Source organism: Pedobacter soli, from assembly GCF_900101435.1.
Classification (GTDB): domain Bacteria; phylum Bacteroidota; class Bacteroidia; order Sphingobacteriales; family Sphingobacteriaceae; genus Pedobacter; species Pedobacter soli.
The window spans coordinates 26,017-44,003 of record NZ_FMZH01000020.1; the positions used below are offsets into that span (position 1 = coordinate 26,017).

The window sequence follows — 17,987 nt, forward strand, 5'->3', positions numbered from 1 at the left end:
CAATTTTAAAAAGGCGAAAAACAAAACACAAAAACCTGACAATAAACTGCTTACAGAACAATAATTTTTATTCTAAAAAGTTGTACTTAGGTTGAGCGATACGTCTCAGTGTATATTTTTGAGAAAAAAATACAGATTTAATTAAGACCGATCACACTAGAGTCCGAAAACGTAGGCAAATCTTAGTCCGGCAAAACCTTTGGTATTAACAGAACTTGTATTGATCAAGTTACTATCGCGTTTACCCGACCAGCCTTCGTATCTGATGCCCAGATCGATTTTATTTTCGCCCGATAATTTAAACTGGGTGCCAATACCCGGCGACCATGCCAATAATGTTTTCAGGCCGCTACTTAAGGGTAAAGCGGCGCCCAGCTGACCTTCGGCATAAAAACCTTCGCTTAACCAGTACTTTAATCCTGCTTTTGCAGGTGCATAACTTAAATCCTGAACCTGGAGAATCTGGTTTCGTCGACCGAAAAAATTCATGTAACCAGCATTTAAGCTCAAGGCCAGATTGCTTGAAAGAGGCAAATCAGCCTTTACAGATGCGCCCAATCCTACTGCCGATACACCAGCGAAGTTACCCGAGGGCAAGCCAATTTCGCCACCAATACCGATATTCGGGGTATTTTGAGCCATTAATACTGCAGGCACCAAGCCCAATACTATAATTAAAGTTAATCTGATTTTGGTTAAAAGCATGAAATTAAGCAGTAAGTTTTCTAAAAATATCTTCTAATGAAAGACCGCCGTAGGTTTTCTTTATTCCTTCGAGCGAATCGTTGGCTACAATTTTACCTTTATTGATAATGATGATATCGTCGCAAATGGCTTCTACCTCCTGCATAATATGTGTCGATATTACCACTGTTTTGGCTGCTCCCAGCGATTTAATCAACAACCTGATATCTACCAGCTGGTTCGGATCTAAACCTGATGTTGGCTCATCGAGAATTAAAACTTCGGGATTATGAATAATGGCCTGCGCCAAACCTACCCGCTGGCGGTAACCTTTTGATAGCATTCCGATTTTTTTATGCTGTTCGGGCGTAAGGCCAACCATTTTAACCACCTCATCTACCCTTGCAGCCAAATGGCTTAAACCATAGGTTTGGCCTACAAAGGTTAAAAATTCCTTTACATACATATCGGCATAAAGCGGAGTATTTTCTGGCAGGTAGCCAATTTGTCTTTTCGCAGCAATGGCCTCGGTTAAAATATTTTTACCCGCTATTTCTGCTGCGCCTGATGTTGGCTCAAGATAACCCGTAAGCATACGCATGGTGGTAGATTTACCTGCACCGTTTGGCCCTAAAAAACCCAAAATACGCCCGGGCCTGGCTTCGAAACTAATCGAATCGACGGCTTTTTGTTTATCGTAATGCCTGGAAAGGTTTTTAACTGAAATACTCATTATTTATTTTTTGCCACAGATTTCACAGATAAGCACAGATTTTTCATCTTTTCAGTCAATCAATGTGTTTTATGTGTTATTAATATGTATGTGATGAACTTAACTTTTTATTGTACCTCAACTTATCCAATTGTTCTGCGGCCTGTTCAATATTATCTGACGATAAAATATCGGCGCCATTGTTGGTAAGATGATAATAAACCATTTTAGCCGGGTTAGCAAGCGAACTCTTATCAATATTGCCCATGGTACCTAAAATAGTGGTGATGCCTTTATTGTGCAGGTATTGGTACAGTTCTTTATCAGGTGCCGTAACGCCAATAAAAGCTACAATGCGGTTATTTGGAATCCCCATACTGTTTAAGCGTTTTAATTCAGCTTTCTTTTGCACCGAAGCCGAAATCATTAACTCGGGCGCCAAACGATGCACTTCCTGAGCCTGGTTGGCGGTATAGGTAATGATAATCGAATTGCTTTCTACTTTATACTGCCTTACCTTTTCGATTACTTTGGCGTAAGAAACCCCTTTTTTTAAATCGATGGTTAACAACACTTTTCCCTTACTCCAGCTCAATACGCTATCTAAAGTCGGGATTTTAAATTTGGTTTCTTTACCCGCATCATCTTTAAGGTTAAAAGCTTTTAACTCCTCATAGGTGTAATTACCAATTGGCCCTTTACCTGTCGAGGTTCTGTCCAGGTTATCATCGTGCATAATCACCATAACCGAATCTTTGCTGTAAGCAATATCAAACTCGATTACCATGGGGTTATAGGTGGTAGCATTTGCAAAGGTTTCGATGCAATTTTCGGGAAAACCTGGCATGGGTCCACCCCGGTGGGCACTGATTAATGGGAAACGCCCCTCAGGCGACCAATTTAAGAATTGATATAACTCTTGAATAGTATTAAATTTAATGTACTGATGCTTCTTTTCTTCTGGTTTGCATGAGGCAAAAAGCACAGCAATAGCCACAAATAGCAAATGATGGAATTTCATGGTTCAAAAGTAGGAAAAAATGGGAAGCGTTGTAGTGGGTTAATAGGTTAACTGTTTAAATTGGTTAATTGCAGATATGAGGTTAATCGGTTAACTGTTTCCAGAATTGTTCAATGGTTCATTGGTCATTTGTTCATTAGTTACTGCAAACTGCTAATTGCAAACCGTATTCGCGCGAGCTGTCTCTCAACTCCGAACACCAAGCTCCAAACTTGCTCAAGCAAATCCGTTCTTAATGGCAAAAACAGCCAAACCCACACGGGTTTTGAGTTCGAGTTTTTAGCATAGCTGATCGCGGTAACTTTCAACAGTACGGGGACTGCAAAACATTTTATCAGCTATTTCTTTATAATTAAGCTCGGTAACGGTATATTTCAGAAACTCTTTTTCCCGGTCGGAAATTTTGATTTCTGCATCCTTCGCCTTATTCAAACTGGAAAAGATAATTTTTGATGCCCAATCGGGATAAAAAAATCCATTGATATCTAATTTGGTCAGTGCATTTTCCAGCTCAACCGGATGGGCATTTTTGAGCAAATAGCCTTTTGCACCGTTGCTTACCATTTTTATAACACTTTTTTCTTCGCCCTGCATGCTCAGGGCCATCACTTTTACTTCGGGATGGTTTGCCGTTACCCAGGCTACGGTTTCGAAGCCATCCATAATGGGCATACTGATATCCAAAAGTAAAATATCGGGAATTTTATTGCTGTTTTCGAAATTTTGCATCAGCTCCTTTCCGTTTTCACAAACATAAATCACTTCAAAAGCTGCAAAATTATCGATAATGCCCTGAAGTGCCTTGGCAATCAGAATATGATCATCAACAATAACTATCGTTTTTTTCATCAGTATAGAGTTTGTTTTCAAAGGTGATGAAGCTATCATGATTTTAAATATTCATTCCCCTGCGGATTTTGGTAAATCATGATGGTTTCATGCCGGGCTGTTTAAAATAATCGTGAGTGTAGTGCCTGAATTGAGTTTGCTTGCTAAATTGAATGCTCCGCCAATAATTTCGGCTCTTTTTTTCATGTTTTTTAATCCGATGCCGTCAGAAGTAATATGAGCAAAATCAAATCCTATCCCATCATCCTGTATTTGTAATGTTAAAAAAACAGCTGCAGATGATTTTAAATGTATGCTAATGTTACTGCATTGTGCATGTTTTAAACTATTTTGAAGAAATTCCTGCGTAATCCGCAGCAAAACATTCTTTTTTACAAACTCCAGATCGATGTGCTCAAAATTATGCTCAAAAGTTACCTCACATCTTTTTAAAGCATTAATATAGTCTACTTCTTCCTGTATTAAATTTACAATTTCATTTTCATTTATGTTATCATTTGTCAGGTTTTTAGATAAACTTCTTAAATCCTGCAGCGATGAATTAATAATCTGATAAATCTGTTCGATCCGGTTGCTGGCCTGGGGCACTTTATTTTCGTGTACCAGCTGCTGCGCATAAAGGCTAACCAAAGTAAGTTTCTGGCCGATGTTATCGTGCAGCTCGCGACCAATCTGCTGCATAGTAGCTTGTTGTATTTCCAGCTGGGTGTTTAACAACTCCTTTTGGTGTATTTCGTTAGCGATTTCAATCTCATTCAAATATTCTCTTTTGCGTTGCTTATATTTTTTAATGTAAACCATAATGGCTACTACAAACAGTACAAAAAACAGATTAAAAAGGATAATCGTAATTAAGAGCTCCGTTTTCCCCATATAAATGAAATTGAGAATAAGATATACATTACAATACCCGAAATCAGGAAATAATCGAAATAAATATCCCAAATCTGGATATAAGCCCGCAATAGCGAATAAAAAGTAAAAAAGGGTAATGTGCCAATATAAAATAAGGTAACGCCCAGATTAATGTAAAACATCCGGTTTGCCTGAAAATTCAGGATATCTAAAGAATTAACCTGATTGTAGTACTCTTTGATCACCAAAAACATAAGTAATAAGCAGCCCAGCGTATAGTTGAAAGAAAAATATACTTTACTTTCTTTAAAAAATAGCCGGCTAAGCATAAACGAAAGCACATACAATGCAGCAATTAGCCAGAATAATTTTTTATTGCTGAACGATTTTACGGCATAAAGCCAGTAAAAAAAGATAAACTGAAAGGGAATAACGATATAATTGTAATACTTTGTTTTTGAAAAACTGATCCATTCTCCGCCCCATTTACCAATTACTTCGCAGGCAAAAATAAGCAGCAGGTAATAGATAAAATAACGCCAATGCTGCCTTTTTAAACGTCTGAAATAATACAACGCAATTAATGCCGCCCCTCCTTCTACCCAAAGGAAACTGTCGCTCAGAAATTGCTGTTCAGGACTCATCTTATATAAGGATTAATAACTTTCTATTGCTGAATCGGCCGGCGGAATGGTTTGACCATGGTTTTGGGCCATTACTTCGCGGGTTTGGCCACCGCTGGTATCAGAACTCATGGCCATTAAAGTAACAGGCTGCTCTTTGCTTCTTTCTTTAAGCGGGAAAGTACTCCTGTCTAAAGGATTAAAATCATAATCGAGATAGCTCCCGTTGCCGGCTTTCTTTTTTAAAGTAGGGATCATAATCAGGGTATGCCTTTGGGCGTAATCTTTTCCGATTTCATTTTCAAAGCCGCTCCATTCGTTCTCTTTCGGGTAGGCTGCATAGTAGAAACGAACACCTAAAGCACCATCAGTAATGCGTGGATCTACCTTTTTGGCATAAAATTCAATATCGCCAACAAATTTTTTCAGGGTTTTTAAACCAAACGAAACCGAATGTGCATCTTTTATACCTATTAGCTTATTAATGGCTTCCAGGTGATTGTTCCGATAATTATCTACCATTTGCTGAATAATGGCCGGATCCATGGTGGTAGGTTTACCACGCCTTTCGCTGCCCTTTAGGAGATCCATTATTTTTTGCAAAAGATAGTATGCCAGCGCCCCACATATAAACACAATGGCATAGACAGGTAAATGTTGTGTTTCCATAATTTTTATTTTTATTAAAGTTAAGCTTTATTCCCAAATGTGATAAAACTTTCGCTTAAAGCAGATGGGGTTTTCCCCATATTTTACAGTTGTTTTTACGGCGTTTTATTTTGTTGCTTTCACTATTGGTTTATAGTGGTTTAGCTAAGGTTTTTCTGCCGCAACTGTTCCAACTTTGACTCAGTGTTTCAAACTAAAAGACACGAACGGGAAGAAGCTGAAAACCCTGAACAGAGTAGGCAAGACTAAACAACCTTAAACCATGTCAAAAACCTTGAAAAAAGAAGAAAAAGTAGAGTACACCGGAAGATACCTTGTACTGCTACCAGAAGGATCTAACACCTCAGATTCGATTAACCAGATTAACAGCATTAGTGGTCTGAGTTTAAAAAGCTCTTTAGAGTTTGAAAACGAATTTTTTACGGATAAAGATCTGGCTAAAACAGATGGTATTGTTCTAGATAAACTGGGCATCGCCATTGTAAACGAAAAACCCAAAGCCGAAAATTCGATCAGCAGTTTCGGCGACAACGAAATGATTGTTGAAAAGGAAAGAGTTGTTTATGCCATCGGTATGCTGGAAGAAAGTACCCAAAATTACGTAGAAGGCTACAGAGATGCTGTAAACCAGTTAACAAATGCACTGGTGGGAACTGAAACTGAAGATTACCAATACCAGGAACAACAATCGGAAGTAGAATCGGTTGGCGCTACCTGGGGTTTAAAAGCCACTAATGTGGTACCTACCACCTTTTTAAGATACAACCCTTACAACGGTGCCGGCATTAAAGTGGCCATACTGGATACGGGTTTCGATTCTAGCCACCCTGATTTTGCTGGCCGTCCCATCGTTCACCAGAGTTTTATTAGTGGCGAAAGCACACAAGATGGCCATGGCCACGGTACGCACTGTACTGGTACTGCCTGTGGTCCGTTAAGCTCTCCCGCAGCATCTGAAAGATATGGTATTGCTTATGCAGCAAGCATTTATATTGGCAAAGTGTTAAGCAATGGCGGTTCTGGTGGCGACGGAGGCATTCTTGCCGGTATTAACTGGGCTATTGCCAACCGTTGCGATGTGGTAAGCATGTCGTTAAGAGGTTATGTAACCGGTGCAGGCTATTCGGCCGTGTTCGAAACTGCTGCTGCCCGTGCATTGGCCCAGGGTACCTTAATTATTGCCGCAGCCGGAAATGATTCAGCCCGTCCAGGTGTTGTAAAACAGGTAATGCACCCTGCAAACTGTCCTTCTATTATGGCTGTTGGTGCGGTAGATGTGAATATGAATGTAGCAAATTTCTCTAACGGAGGGCTTTACCCAACATACGGCGCGGTAGATATTGCAGCCCCTGGCGTTAATGTTTACTCATCAACCAAACTGCCAACCAAGTATGCCAGCTGGAATGGTACCAGTATGGCCACCCCACATGTTGCAGGTATTGCTGCACTTTGGGCTCAGGCATCGGGTCTTAGGGGGATTAATTTATGGCGAAAATTAACTTCAACTGCAAAAGCTTTACCTTTACCTGGCAGGGATGTAGGTGCCGGCTTGGTACAGGCACCTACCAAAAACAGATTGATTAAATTCCCGATTGATAAACTTCCGATTTTGGTTAATCCAAAATTCCCTATCGATCCAATTGGCCCAATAGAAAAAATAATAAGATGAAAACAAAATGGTTAATATCTGTGCAGGATGGTGCCTTGGATGCCGTTGTGAGCAAATTGAAGCAAACAGGCATACAAGAGGTCGAAATCCTTGATTCAATTGGTGTAATCCTCATTGTTCCGGGTAATCATAAAATTGCAGATATTAAGAAAATTGATGGCGTGTTAAGTGTTGAGGAGGAAAGGGATATCAGCATTTAAGCCTGAAAAAATAAAGTCTCTCAATTAAACCGGTGCCGTTAAAATTATTTAGCGGTACCGGTTTTTTATACGTTAATTAAAAAACATAAATAGCTTTGCCATGCTGGCCATCTAAACCTGATTGTAGCGGGCACGATCCCGATTTTTCATCGGGAGAAGTAAAGCGGAAAGGAGCAGGAACTCCGGAACCGACTAGCACGAGTATTGCTTTTCAAATGGAAAAAAATAGTTAACTGTTTGAATCGGTTACCTGCTTAACCGAAAACGGCAAACTGCCAAATTCGAAAATCTGCACTTCCTTTACCATTGTCCAAAAACCTTAAGCCTTATACCTTTAAACCCTCCACCTTTTTATTATATTTGCCTCCATTATGGCTCAAAAGAATAACGACGAACAATTTAAAAATGTAATCTCACACGCTAAAGAATACGGTTTCGTATTTCAGAGCAGCGAAATATACGACGGTTTAAGTGCCGTTTATGACTATGGCCAATTGGGTGCCGAGTTAAAAAACAACATTAAAACTTACTGGTGGAAAGCCATGGTGCAAATGCACGAAAATATTGTAGGTATCGATTCTGCAATTTTTATGCACCCTAAAGTATGGAAAGCCAGCGGGCACGTAGATGGTTTTAACGACCCGATGATTGACAACAAGGATTCGAAAAAACGTTACCGTGCCGATCAGTTACTGGAAAATAAAATTGATGAATTGTATTCGGAACTGGCCAATTTCAGTGAAGCAAACAAAGCTAAATTTGAAGCATTTCAACAAGAAATACTGGGCTTAAGCGATGAAGGTCAGGCCGCATGGGTTCCGGGTTTTAAAGAAGAGGAAACAATTTTAGACGCTGCCAAATATCCTTTTGTTGAAGAAGCAAGCTGGAAATTTGTTAAAAAAGGTTTAGCCCTGGAGGTAGAAATGAACCTGGCGCTGAAATCTGAAAACCTTGCTCAGCTAAAAGATTTAATTGTAAATTATAAAGTAATCTGCCCGATTTCTAAAACCTCAAACTGGACAGATGTACGCCAGTTTAACCTGATGTTTAGCACGCAGTTTGGTGCCATGGCCGAAGGTAGTGATGAAGTATATCTGCGTCCGGAAACTGCACAAGGTATTTTTGTAAACTTTTTAAACGTACAAAAATCGGGCAGGATGAAAATCCCTTTTGGTATTGCCCAAATTGGTAAAGCTTTCAGAAACGAGGTAATTGCCCGCCAGTTTATTATGCGTATGCGCGAGTTCGAGCAAATGGAAATGCAATTTTTCGTTCGCCCGGGTGAAGATAAAAAGTGGTTCGAGTACTGGAAAGAAGCACGTTTAAAATGGCACAGGGCATTAGGTACTTCGCCAGAGAAATACCGTTACCACGACCACGTTAAACTGGCGCATTATGCTAACGCTGCAACAGATATCGAATTCGAATTCCCATTCGGCTTTAAAGAGGTTGAAGGTATCCATAGCCGTACCGATTTCGATTTAACACAACACCAGGAATACTCGGGCAAGAAAATGCAGTATTTCGATAACGATTTAAACGAAGATGGTAAACCTTACGGCAATTACGTTCCTTATGTAATCGAAACATCAATTGGTTTAGACCGTATGTTCCTCTTAACCATGATTAATGCTTTTGAAGAACAGGATTTAAGTACCGAAGATAAACAGGATAGCCGTACTTTGTTGCGCTTACATCCTGCTTTGGCACCATATAAAGTGGCTATTTTCCCGCTGACTAAAAAAGATGGCCTGCCAGAAAAAGCACGCGAAATTATGGATACACTGAAATTCGATTTTAACTGTATTTATGAAGAAAAAGATGCCATTGGTAAACGCTACCGCCGTCAGGATGCAGTAGGTACACCTTTCTGTATCACGGTTGACCACCAGAGCCTGGAAGATAATACAGTAACCATCCGTCACAGGGATAGCATGGAGCAAGAGCGTATTGCCATTGCCGATTTAGGCGATATTATTGGTAAAGCAACCAGCTGGAAAACTTTGTTAGCTTAAAACGAAAATCGTCATGCTGATCCGATAGCTATCGGATTTATTTCAGCATCTAACTAGATGATATCAAGTCGCAGGTTTTATCCCTGCGACTTTTTTGTATAAAATTAAAATGAATTTAGCCGAACACTACGATAAACTTTACACCGATTCTGTTACAAAAATTGCATCAGGCGATTACGAAACAGACCCATTGATTAATGATGAAACTGATAAGCGTTTTGGGATTACCCTGGTAATCAGACCTGACCTGGCCACCAATGCCCAAATCCAGCAGTTTTTAACCGAGGTTAAAGCCATTGAACCCGATCAGTATTTTTACCAGAACAGTGATATCCACATCACACTCATGTCTATCATTTCCTGCTACACTGGTTTCGATTTAAAGGATATTCATATGCAGGATTATGTTAGCCTTATTCAGGAAGTTTTAACTAAGCAGAAAACATTCAAAATTCAGTTTAAAGGGCTTACGGCTTCACCATCGTGTATTTTAGTGCAGGGCTTTTTAACAGAAACACTGAACGAGATTCGCGATGATTTGAGAAAAGTATTTAAAAATTCAGCTTTACAGCAAAGCATCGATAAGCGATATGCCATCCAAACGGCACATGCTACCATTGTGCGATTTAACAACCCGCTGCGAAACCCTGCCGTATTAGTTAGCCTGATGGAAAAGTACCGTGATTTTGATTTTGGCACCTTTGAGGTAAAGCAGATCGAACTGGTTTACAACGACTGGTACCAGCGTGAAAGGTTTGTACAAAAACTGCATGTGTTTTCAACGGAGCAAGGCTAAATGCTTCATTTGCATAAGCCAGCCAAAATTATCAATCGTTTGAACGGTTAATCAAGCCACATTTTGATTTTATGGGCAGTTTCTGTTCATTTAATTAAGGTTACATTATTTAATTTACATCGCTAAATCTAACCAAATGTATCGCCTTAAAAAATCAATACTTACCTTTCTTTTAATCGTGCTTTTCGCTGCTACCGTAAATGCACAGCATAAGCCCAAATTCAGGGTAATTGCATTTTATACCGCCAAGAGCGATCTGGCGCACATTAGCTTTGTACACGAGGCCAATAAATGGTTTCCTGAGATGGCCGATAAATACCATTTCAGTTACGATTCGACCGCCAACTGGGATAACCTCAATGCAACTTTTCTGGCAAAATATCAGGTCGTTCTGTTTCTCGATACCCGCCCCGAAAAAGCTGAACAGCGCGAAGCCTTTCAAAAATACATGGAAAATGGCGGCGGCTGGATGGGCTTTCATTTTTCGGCTTTTGCATTAGCCAAATCGGCTTTCGATCAGAACTGGGATTGGTACCACAATACTTTTTTAGGCTCGGATGGCTACGGCAGCAATACCTGGCGACCAACTTCAGCAATACTGAGGGTAGAAAACAACAAACACCCGGTTACCAAAAACCTACCCCAAACTTTTAAATCGCAACCCAACGAATGGTACCGCTGGCAGAACAATCTGCGTAAAAACCCTAACATTCAAATCCTGCTGGCTATAGACTCCACCAGCTTCCCCCTGGGTACTGGGCCCAAAGCACATGAGATTTGGCACAGCGGTTATTACCCTGTAGTATGGAGCAACAAAAACTACAAAATGGTTTATGTAAACATGGGCCACAACGATATGGATTACGAACACAAATACGATAACACCAACAAAACACTTTCCTATACCTTTGCAAACGAAAACCAAAACCGGTTGATTATAAATAGCATCATGTGGCTGGGTACCGGCAAAAAATAAAATAATAGCGAAGTCATAAAAGCTTTAGGCCCCACTCAAATTTCCATTTTGTTCGTTGCAATATTATATTTGTTTAACATCAAAAGCTACGACATGAAAATTCCACAAAAGTTTTTTGCCCGCCAACACGAAATTGCAGCAGATTTTTTAAGGGAACTGGACAAACATCTGGATGATGTGGTATCTGGTCGTGCTACAGAAATGTTTGAGGTTAGGGATTTTGCCGAACTGATTCATGTGCACCCTACACACTTAAGCAATACCATTAAGTCGGCTACCGGTCATTCGCCCTGTTATTTTTTTGAAGAACGCTTAATGGATATTTCTAAATCGATGTTGCAAAACATCAGCATGCCCATTGCAGAAATTGCACGGATTTTAACCTACGACCCCTCTAATTTCACCAAGTTTTTCAAACACTTTTCTGGCCAAACACCCAAGCAATACCGCGAAACTTACTTCGCATCGCTGGCCAATAAGGAAATTGTTACCATATAAAACTTAAACTGTCACCATTTTAACTTAAGCAGTCACCATTTTTTCAGCCATTTTCGATCTAATTTTGTTTAACAAATTAAAAGAAAATGGAAAAACAAAATAAAATTGCCCTGGTAACCGGTGGTAGCCGCGGATTGGGGAAAAATGCGGCCTTAAAAATCGCAGCCAAAGGGATCGATGTTATCCTTACCTATCAATCCAAAAAAGAAGAAGCAGAAAATACTGTAGCCGAAATTAAGCAACTTGGCGTACAGGCCGCAGCACTACAACTCAATGTAGCCGATGCCAAAAGCTTCGATAGTTTCGTTACTGAGGTAAAAGCAATCCTAAAAAACACTTTTCATACCGATAAGTTCGATTTTTTAATCAATAATGCCGGTATTGGCATCCATGCTTCTTTTGCCGAAACCACCGAAGACCAGTTTGATACCCTAGTAGATATCCAGTTTAAAGGGCCGTTCTTTTTGACCCAAAAAACACTTCCGGTGTTAAACGATGGTGGAGCTATCATTAACATATCGAGTGGTTTGGCACGTTTCTCTACCCCAGGTTATGCTGCTTATGCCTCGATGAAAGGAGCAATGGAAACTTTAACCAAATATCAGGCTAAAGAATTGGGCACCAGAGGAATCAGATCCAACATTGTAGCTCCAGGCGCTATCGAAACCGATTTTGGCGGTGGCGTAGTACGCGATAACGAACAACTAAATGCAGGCATTGCTGCCAACACCGCATTAGGTCGCGTAGGTTTACCCGATGATATTGGTGGCATCATAGCCTTTTTATGTACCGAAGATGCGAGGTGGATCAATGCCCAACGCATTGAAGCATCAGGTGGTATGTTTTTATAATCACTGCTATTTTTAACCGCAAAGTGAAATGCTCCCGAAGCAAAACATTGGGTAGAGATTCACTTTGCGGTTAAATTTGTTTTAAATTTTTCCTTCCGAAAAATAAAAGGTTTCAATCGGCGTTATCCACTTACACAGACAAACATACCCGGATGCATCGCCTTTTTTTCGCCCTGTTATTATCAGTTTTATCCTACAACAAAGTCTCGGCCCAAGAGTGGTCTGATGCCGAAATCAGAAAGGCCAATACTGCTGTAAACGCCAGTTACCTCACTAACGAAGAGAAAAACGTAATCTTGTTAATGAACCTCATCCGCCTGGATGGCCCAAGGTTTTACAACACCTTTTTGGAAGATTACATCAATAAATACAACAACAATGTAAGGCAGTACCGCAATTACAACCAGCTTAAAATTACCCGAAATAACACTTATTACACCTCGTTATACAAACATCTGCAGGGTATCAGAAACCTACCCATGTTTTACCCCGATGAAAGATTAACTGCCTTAAGCCGTGGCCATGCTGTAGATTTAAACCGCAACAACCTCGATACGCACGAAAGCAGCAATGGCGATAAATTTTCTAAACGCCTTTCCAGATATTTCCCCAATAAGGCTATGAGCGAGAATATCGATTTTGGCTACAGCAAAAGTTTAGATATTGTTTGTCACCTGTTGTTAGATTGCGGCGTGCCATCATTGGGGCATCGTTTTAATATATTGGATCAAAAGTACAAACTCAATACTGTTGGCGTGAGCATACAACCCCACCCCTCCTTTAATTATTGTACCGTAATCGATTTTGTTGCCCAGCCTATGTACAGCAACAACCCATAAATTTATCTGGCCTGTTTTTTACAAAATGCGGAGCTTTTAGTTTGAGCAAAAACCTACAATCTAAAAATTAATTTACCTTTGCAGCCGTAACCATTAAAAACAACAATGCGCGTAGCCATATTAGCCCTCATCGATTTTTTTCACCCGCCCTTTAAAAAATATATTTCGCTGCATAATTTCAGGTATTTGGCTACAGGTGGCGGCACATTGTTACTGGGTATATTGAGCTATTATTTTGCCTACTTCTTCATTTTCAAAACCGAGGAAGTAAATTTTGGACTATTGGTGGTTCAGCGCGAAACGGCTTCGCTTTTTGTCGATTATTGCATTGCCATCCCAACCAGTTTTTTACTCAACAAATACATCATATTTACACATAGCGAGTTAAAAGGGAGGGTACAGCTGTTTCGGTTCTTAAACCTGCAGTTTATCAATATACTGGCCAACTACGTGCTCTTAAAATTTTTACTCGAGTTGCTAAGAGATTATCCAACCCTTGCCGTACTTTCACGTATATTGGTTTCGGTTTTAATGGCCCTTTTTAGCTATCTGTATCAACATTACTTTACCTTTAGCGTAAAAAAAATAGGGGGTAAAAAAGAGAAGAAAAAGCACTGATTTTTTATCCGAAAAGCAAATTGGTAGCCTTTCGGCAGGTACACTCCCGCCCTCGTTACAAGTCCGCACCTCATCCTTCGGTTTACGGGCTTTTCACTAAGTCGGGTTTATTTTGCCGCTAACCTGCTGCTATTTTCGGTTTAGGGCAAGCCACCCAAAAATTGGTTTTACCTTTATTACCTTAACCTGTTAATTTATGCGGCAGCATTCTTGCTTAGGTAAAAACAACAACCTAACTTTGTTACCAACCAACTTATTCTTCTTGACCCAATGAGCCATTTTAACGATTTTAATAATGTGCAGGTTGCTAAATTGCCCAACCATTTAAAGCAATTTATTGTAGCGCAGAACTACCAAAAATATACCCCTATAGATCAGGCTGTGTGGCGTTATGTAATGCGCCAGAACTACAGTTACCTTAAAAATGTAGCTTACTACCCTTACATAAAAGGCTTGCAAAGGGCAGGTTTAAGTATCGAGCACATTCCCGATTTGCAAACCATGAACGATAACCTCGGTAAAATTGGCTGGGGTGCCGTTACCGTTGATGGCTTTATTCCGCCTGCCGCTTTTATGGAATACCAGGCTTACCGCGTACTCGTTATTGCGGCCGATATCCGTCAGATTAACCACATTGAATATACCCCTGCCCCCGACATTATACATGAAAGCGCCGGACATGCCCCAATTATAGCTGATACCGATTACAACAATTACCTGAGTTATTTTGGTTCAATTGGCGCTAAAGCCATGTTTTCGGCAAAAGATTTCGAACTTTACGAGGCCATCAGGAAGCTTTCCATTTTAAAAGAAGCAGTAGATGCCGATGCCGCAGAAATTGCCCAGGCCGAAAAAAGCCTGCGTTACATCAGCGAGAACATGGGCGAGCCTTCAGAAATGGCACTTTTGGGTCGACTGCATTGGTGGACGGTAGAATACGGCCTGATTGGCACCTTAGAAAACCCTAAAATTTATGGTGCAGGCTTACTTTCATCAATTGGCGAAAGTGCCACTTGCATGCAAAAAGATGTAGAAAAGCTCTGGTACAATATCGGTACGGTAAATTACCAATACGATATTACCAAACCACAGCCACAGCTTTTTGTTACCGAAACCTTTCAAAACCTGATCGATGTTTTAGAACAATTTGCCGACACCATGGCTTTCAGGCGTGGCGGAACAGAAAGTGTTATGAAAGCCATTGCCTGCAAAAATGTGGCTACAGCTGTTTACAGTTCGGGCTTACAGGTAAGTGGTATTTTTACTGATATGGGCATTAGTGCTACCGATGAGGTTACTTTCATTAAAACAACAGGCCCATCTGCTTTGGCTTTTAATGGTAAGCAGCTTCAAGAGCATGGCAAAGATTACCATGCAGATGGTTTTTCATCGCCGGTAGGTAAGCTTAAAAATGTCAGTCAGCTTTTAGAAGATTTTACTCATGCCGACCTTGAAAACGCAGGAATTATTGTTGGCCACCAAACCGAACTCCTGTTCGATAGCGGAATTAAAGTTGTTGGCCTTGTTAAAGCGATTTTAAAAGAAAACGACAAAGTTATTTTAATTGCCTTTAACAACTGTACGGTAACCGAAAGTAATGGCAACATTTTATTCAGGCCGGAGTGGGGCACTTACGATATGGCAGTAGGTGCTAAAATTATCTCCGTTTTTAATGGTGCTGCCGATAAAGATGCTTTTGAATCTATTACCCTCATGAGCGAAGAGAAAACACATCAGCTTACCTATGATGCTAAAACACTGAAACTGCATGAACTTTACCAAACCGTGCGCCAGATACGCGAAGGTGATGAAAATCATGATCAACTTGCCCGTATTTTTGAGGATTTAAAACTCAACCACAGGCACGACTGGCTTTGTGCTTTAGAGGTACTCGAAATAGTTTATCACAAAAAAATCTATCAGCAGTTAGCAAAAGAAATACAGGTTTATTTAGAAATAAAAGCCAGTAAAGAACCAGATCATACAAAATTAATTAACGACGGATTGCATGTAATTAAAAACCCGGTAAGCCAGTTGATTATTGAAGATTGATATATCGTTCCCGTTTGTAACGGGGATGAAGAGAGAATCACATTTTTAATGTGATGTATATTATCCTGAAACAAGATTTTTTTATTAAACTTGAATGATGTTTAATGCACCTATATTTCAATTTTATAGTATGACATTTCATATTCAGCGATAAAATCGCCGTTCTCAGTAATCCTCGTTACAAACGAGGACAATTTTATCTTTTAACTTTACAACAATTTTAAACAACTTTAATGAACATTATAATTACAGGTGCAAGTAGCGGTATCGGTTTCGAAGCTGCTTTAGAATTTAGCTTACAGAAAGAAAACAAGATTGTTGCCATTGCCCGTTCGGCAGATAAATTGCGTAAACTCTTAGAAATTGCAAAGGGCATTAACCCCGATTGTACACTTTTACCTGTTGAGTTCGATATTGTAAACGATGATTACGCAGCATTGGTTCCCTTTTTAAAAGAGCGTTTAGGTAACATAGATATACTCATTAACAACGCAGGTGCTTTGGTTAATAAACCCTTTTTAGAAACTACCGAGGTTGACCTGGGCGAAATGCTGCAAAGCAACGTAATTTCTCATTTCAGGATGATCCAGAATGTACTCCCCTTAATGCAAAGCGGAAGCCACATTGTAAATATCGGCAGTATGGGTGGTTTTCAGGGCAGCGTTAAATTCCCTGGCCTTTCGGCCTACTCTGCCAGTAAAGCAGCATTACATACCCTTACCGAATGCTTAGCCTTCGAACTGGCCGAAACAGGTATCAAAATCAATTGCCTCGCCCTGGGTTCTGCGCAAACCGAAATGCTCGAAACTGCTTTTCCAGGCTATCAAAGTCCGGTTATGGCTTTCGAAATGGGCAAATATGTATGCGATTTTGCTAAAACAGGACATAAATTCTTTAACGGAAAAATTTTACCGGTAGCAGTAACTACTCCATAAGTTATTATTTTTTAGTAATTTACATTAAAAACTAAAAATCTATGGAAACAAATACCCCTTTCAGCACAGCCGACAGCGGAAAAAATGCGGCAATTGTAAGCTATTTCTGGTTTATTGGCTGGCTTATAGCCTATTTTGCCATGTATAAAGATAACCAGACCGAATTAAGCAGGTATCATTTAAAGCAAACACTGTTGTTTCATTTGGTATCAACTGTATTGAGTTGGGGGTTAAGTTTATTCCTGATTCCTCTACTGTTTACCACAGGCTTCGAAACAGGTATTTATATTCTCCGCATTATACAAATCGGGCTTTTTGTACTGTGGATTATTGGCTTAATTGGTGCTGCACAGGGTGAGAAAAAAGCCATCCCATTAATTGGCGATCGGGCTCAAACCATGTTCCCTGGTATTTAACCGAACCAAATATATGAATTGGAGTCTGGGTAAAATTATCCAGACTTTTTTGTTTCCACTCATTTTCAACATTTTAATGGCCTTTAGATATTTTTTATATCTTTGGCACCAGCATATGAAGAAAATAATAGTCCCGATTTTGTTTTTCATTTTGTCTGCTACCGCAGGAAAAGCCCAAACAGTAATACCGGCCCAATATCAGGAGCTGGTTAAAAAGCTGGTTGCCAGCCTCCCAAAAGAAAATAAATCAACTAATAAGGATCCTGAGAAACAAACCGAGAGTTTGATCGATTTTGCCAAAAGTATGCTTGGCATTCCCTATCGTTATGCCACCAGCAATCCAAAAGTTGGTTTCGATTGTTCGGGCTTTGTGAGTTATGTATTCAGCAATTTTGGCTTTAAGGTACCCCGATCATCAAGAGAGTTTAGCTATACCGGTACAGAAACTACACTCGAAAATGCCAAAGTTGGCGATGTATTGATATTTACCGGCAGTAACTCGCGCATTAGAAGAATTGGCCATGTAGGCATTATTTATTCTATTGATGAGAATGGGATTAAATTTATCCACGCCTCGTCAGGCAAGGCTCACGGCGTAACCATTACCGATTTTAACGGGCACTATAAAAACCGTTTCATGAAAGTGGTGAGTATACTTTAAATGATTGAATAAATTGCCGACTTAAAACAAACATTAAATCCTTCCAAC

General features: G+C 39.9%; 20 protein-coding genes. 13 read left to right on the plus strand and 7 right to left on the minus strand.

What is annotated here, in order from left to right:
* Positions 1-156: 156 nt before the first annotated feature.
* The 7 genes from BLR37_RS24030 to BLR37_RS24060 all read right to left on the minus strand — a co-directional run bounded on the left by BLR37_RS24030 (position 157) and on the right by BLR37_RS24060 (position 5,413).
* On the minus strand, positions 157-705 hold the full coding sequence (locus BLR37_RS24030) for a hypothetical protein (protein WP_090773134.1): 549 nt from the start codon (positions 703-705) through the stop codon (positions 157-159).
* Positions 706-709: 4 nt separating this feature from the next.
* A complete protein-coding gene (locus BLR37_RS24035; protein WP_090773136.1) occupies positions 710-1,417 on the minus strand; it encodes an ATP-binding cassette domain-containing protein in 708 nt (235 codons plus the stop codon).
* A gap of 79 nt (positions 1,418-1,496) precedes the next feature.
* Positions 1,497-2,417: a glycerophosphodiester phosphodiesterase family protein gene (locus tag BLR37_RS24040; RefSeq protein ID WP_090773138.1), complete on the minus strand. Its 921-nt coding sequence runs from the start codon at positions 2,415-2,417 to the stop codon at positions 1,497-1,499.
* Between the two features lie 279 nt (positions 2,418-2,696).
* Positions 2,697-3,266, minus strand: a complete 570-nt coding sequence (locus BLR37_RS24045; RefSeq protein WP_208599721.1) for a response regulator transcription factor — start codon at positions 3,264-3,266, stop codon at positions 2,697-2,699.
* A gap of 87 nt (positions 3,267-3,353) precedes the next feature.
* Positions 3,354-4,139: a sensor histidine kinase gene (locus tag BLR37_RS24050; RefSeq protein WP_090773140.1), complete on the minus strand. Its 786-nt coding sequence runs from the start codon at positions 4,137-4,139 to the stop codon at positions 3,354-3,356.
* Positions 4,118-4,765, minus strand: coding sequence for a hypothetical protein (locus tag BLR37_RS24055; RefSeq protein WP_090773142.1), 648 nt, complete (start codon positions 4,763-4,765; stop codon positions 4,118-4,120). The genes BLR37_RS24050 and BLR37_RS24055 overlap by 22 nt, the downstream gene beginning before the upstream one ends.
* A 12-nt stretch (positions 4,766-4,777) precedes the next feature.
* Positions 4,778-5,413 carry a hypothetical protein gene (locus BLR37_RS24060; protein ID WP_143009666.1) on the minus strand — a complete coding sequence of 212 codons (636 nt, stop codon included), beginning with the start codon at positions 5,411-5,413 and terminating at the stop codon, positions 4,778-4,780.
* A 262-nt stretch (positions 5,414-5,675) separates the two neighbouring features.
* On the opposite strand from BLR37_RS24060, the gene BLR37_RS24065 reads away from it, so the two are divergent.
* The 13 genes from BLR37_RS24065 (at position 5,676) to BLR37_RS24125 (ending at position 17,939) form a co-directional block, all read left to right on the plus strand.
* Positions 5,676-7,082, plus strand: coding sequence for a S8 family peptidase (locus tag BLR37_RS24065; RefSeq protein ID WP_090773146.1), 1,407 nt, complete (start codon positions 5,676-5,678; stop codon positions 7,080-7,082).
* A complete protein-coding gene (locus tag BLR37_RS24070) occupies positions 7,079-7,282 on the plus strand; it encodes a hypothetical protein (RefSeq protein ID WP_090773148.1) in 204 nt (67 codons plus the stop codon). The genes BLR37_RS24065 and BLR37_RS24070 overlap by 4 nt, the downstream gene beginning before the upstream one ends.
* Before the next feature lie 371 nt (positions 7,283-7,653).
* Positions 7,654-9,297, plus strand: coding sequence for a glycine--tRNA ligase (locus BLR37_RS24075; protein WP_090773150.1), 1,644 nt, complete (start codon positions 7,654-7,656; stop codon positions 9,295-9,297).
* Positions 9,298-9,406: 109 nt separating this feature from the next.
* Positions 9,407-10,093 (plus strand): 2'-5' RNA ligase family protein, encoded by a 687-nt coding sequence (locus BLR37_RS24080; protein ID WP_090773152.1) that lies wholly within the window; start codon positions 9,407-9,409, stop codon positions 10,091-10,093.
* A gap of 136 nt (positions 10,094-10,229) precedes the next feature.
* Positions 10,230-11,069, plus strand: a complete 840-nt coding sequence (locus BLR37_RS24085; protein ID WP_090773154.1) for a ThuA domain-containing protein — start codon at positions 10,230-10,232, stop codon at positions 11,067-11,069.
* A gap of 93 nt (positions 11,070-11,162) precedes the next feature.
* Entirely contained in the window at positions 11,163-11,567 is a 405-nt protein-coding gene (locus BLR37_RS24090; protein ID WP_039476632.1) for a helix-turn-helix domain-containing protein, read from the plus strand.
* 86 nt (positions 11,568-11,653) lie between these two features.
* Positions 11,654-12,418, plus strand: a complete 765-nt coding sequence (locus BLR37_RS24095) for an SDR family NAD(P)-dependent oxidoreductase (protein WP_090773156.1) — start codon at positions 11,654-11,656, stop codon at positions 12,416-12,418.
* Between the two features lie 152 nt (positions 12,419-12,570).
* Positions 12,571-13,257, plus strand: coding sequence for a CAP domain-containing protein (locus BLR37_RS24100; RefSeq protein WP_090773158.1), 687 nt, complete (start codon positions 12,571-12,573; stop codon positions 13,255-13,257).
* Positions 13,258-13,362: 105 nt separating this feature from the next.
* On the plus strand, positions 13,363-13,875 hold the full coding sequence (locus BLR37_RS24105; protein ID WP_090773160.1) for a GtrA family protein: 513 nt from the start codon (positions 13,363-13,365) through the stop codon (positions 13,873-13,875).
* Positions 13,876-14,145: 270 nt separating this feature from the next.
* Positions 14,146-15,927, plus strand: a complete 1,782-nt coding sequence (locus tag BLR37_RS24110; protein WP_090773162.1) for an aromatic amino acid hydroxylase — start codon at positions 14,146-14,148, stop codon at positions 15,925-15,927.
* 233 nt (positions 15,928-16,160) lie between these two features.
* On the plus strand, positions 16,161-16,862 hold the full coding sequence (locus BLR37_RS24115; RefSeq protein WP_090773164.1) for an SDR family oxidoreductase: 702 nt from the start codon (positions 16,161-16,163) through the stop codon (positions 16,860-16,862).
* 41 nt (positions 16,863-16,903) lie between these two features.
* Entirely contained in the window at positions 16,904-17,278 is a 375-nt protein-coding gene (locus BLR37_RS24120) for a DUF4870 domain-containing protein (protein ID WP_090773166.1), read from the plus strand.
* 115 nt (positions 17,279-17,393) lie between these two features.
* Positions 17,394-17,939 (plus strand): C40 family peptidase, encoded by a 546-nt coding sequence (locus BLR37_RS24125; RefSeq protein ID WP_039476620.1) that lies wholly within the window; start codon positions 17,394-17,396, stop codon positions 17,937-17,939.
* Positions 17,940-17,987 lie beyond the last annotated feature (48 nt).

Excerpts from the sequence above, each read along its gene's own strand:
- BLR37_RS24070 (WP_090773148.1), top strand. The coding sequence starts at position 7,079 with ATGAAAACAAAATGGTTAATATCTGTGCAGGATGGTGCCTTGGATGCC.
- BLR37_RS24125 (WP_039476620.1), top strand. The coding sequence starts at position 17,394 with ATGAAGAAAATAATAGTCCCGATTTTGTTTTTCATTTTGTCTGCTACC.
- BLR37_RS24100 (WP_090773158.1), top strand. The coding sequence starts at position 12,571 with ATGCATCGCCTTTTTTTCGCCCTGTTATTATCAGTTTTATCCTACAAC.
- BLR37_RS24035 (WP_090773136.1), bottom strand. The coding sequence starts at position 1,417 with ATGAGTATTTCAGTTAAAAACCTTTCCAGGCATTACGATAAACAAAAA.
- BLR37_RS24095 (WP_090773156.1), top strand. The coding sequence starts at position 11,654 with ATGGAAAAACAAAATAAAATTGCCCTGGTAACCGGTGGTAGCCGCGGA.
- BLR37_RS24045 (WP_208599721.1), bottom strand. The coding sequence starts at position 3,266 with ATGAAAAAAACGATAGTTATTGTTGATGATCATATTCTGATTGCCAAG.
- BLR37_RS24030 (WP_090773134.1), bottom strand. The coding sequence starts at position 705 with ATGCTTTTAACCAAAATCAGATTAACTTTAATTATAGTATTGGGCTTG.
- BLR37_RS24090 (WP_039476632.1), top strand. The coding sequence starts at position 11,163 with ATGAAAATTCCACAAAAGTTTTTTGCCCGCCAACACGAAATTGCAGCA.
- BLR37_RS24040 (WP_090773138.1), bottom strand. The coding sequence starts at position 2,417 with ATGAAATTCCATCATTTGCTATTTGTGGCTATTGCTGTGCTTTTTGCC.
- BLR37_RS24110 (WP_090773162.1), top strand. The coding sequence starts at position 14,146 with ATGAGCCATTTTAACGATTTTAATAATGTGCAGGTTGCTAAATTGCCC.
- BLR37_RS24065 (WP_090773146.1), top strand. The coding sequence starts at position 5,676 with ATGTCAAAAACCTTGAAAAAAGAAGAAAAAGTAGAGTACACCGGAAGA.
- BLR37_RS24120 (WP_090773166.1), top strand. The coding sequence starts at position 16,904 with ATGGAAACAAATACCCCTTTCAGCACAGCCGACAGCGGAAAAAATGCG.
- BLR37_RS24075 (WP_090773150.1), top strand. The coding sequence starts at position 7,654 with ATGGCTCAAAAGAATAACGACGAACAATTTAAAAATGTAATCTCACAC.
- BLR37_RS24115 (WP_090773164.1), top strand. The coding sequence starts at position 16,161 with ATGAACATTATAATTACAGGTGCAAGTAGCGGTATCGGTTTCGAAGCT.
- BLR37_RS24055 (WP_090773142.1), bottom strand. The coding sequence starts at position 4,765 with ATGAGTCCTGAACAGCAATTTCTGAGCGACAGTTTCCTTTGGGTAGAA.
- BLR37_RS24105 (WP_090773160.1), top strand. The coding sequence starts at position 13,363 with ATGCGCGTAGCCATATTAGCCCTCATCGATTTTTTTCACCCGCCCTTT.
- BLR37_RS24060 (WP_143009666.1), bottom strand. The coding sequence starts at position 5,413 with ATGGAAACACAACATTTACCTGTCTATGCCATTGTGTTTATATGTGGG.
- BLR37_RS24080 (WP_090773152.1), top strand. The coding sequence starts at position 9,407 with ATGAATTTAGCCGAACACTACGATAAACTTTACACCGATTCTGTTACA.
- BLR37_RS24085 (WP_090773154.1), top strand. The coding sequence starts at position 10,230 with ATGTATCGCCTTAAAAAATCAATACTTACCTTTCTTTTAATCGTGCTT.
- BLR37_RS24050 (WP_090773140.1), bottom strand. The coding sequence starts at position 4,139 with ATGGGGAAAACGGAGCTCTTAATTACGATTATCCTTTTTAATCTGTTT.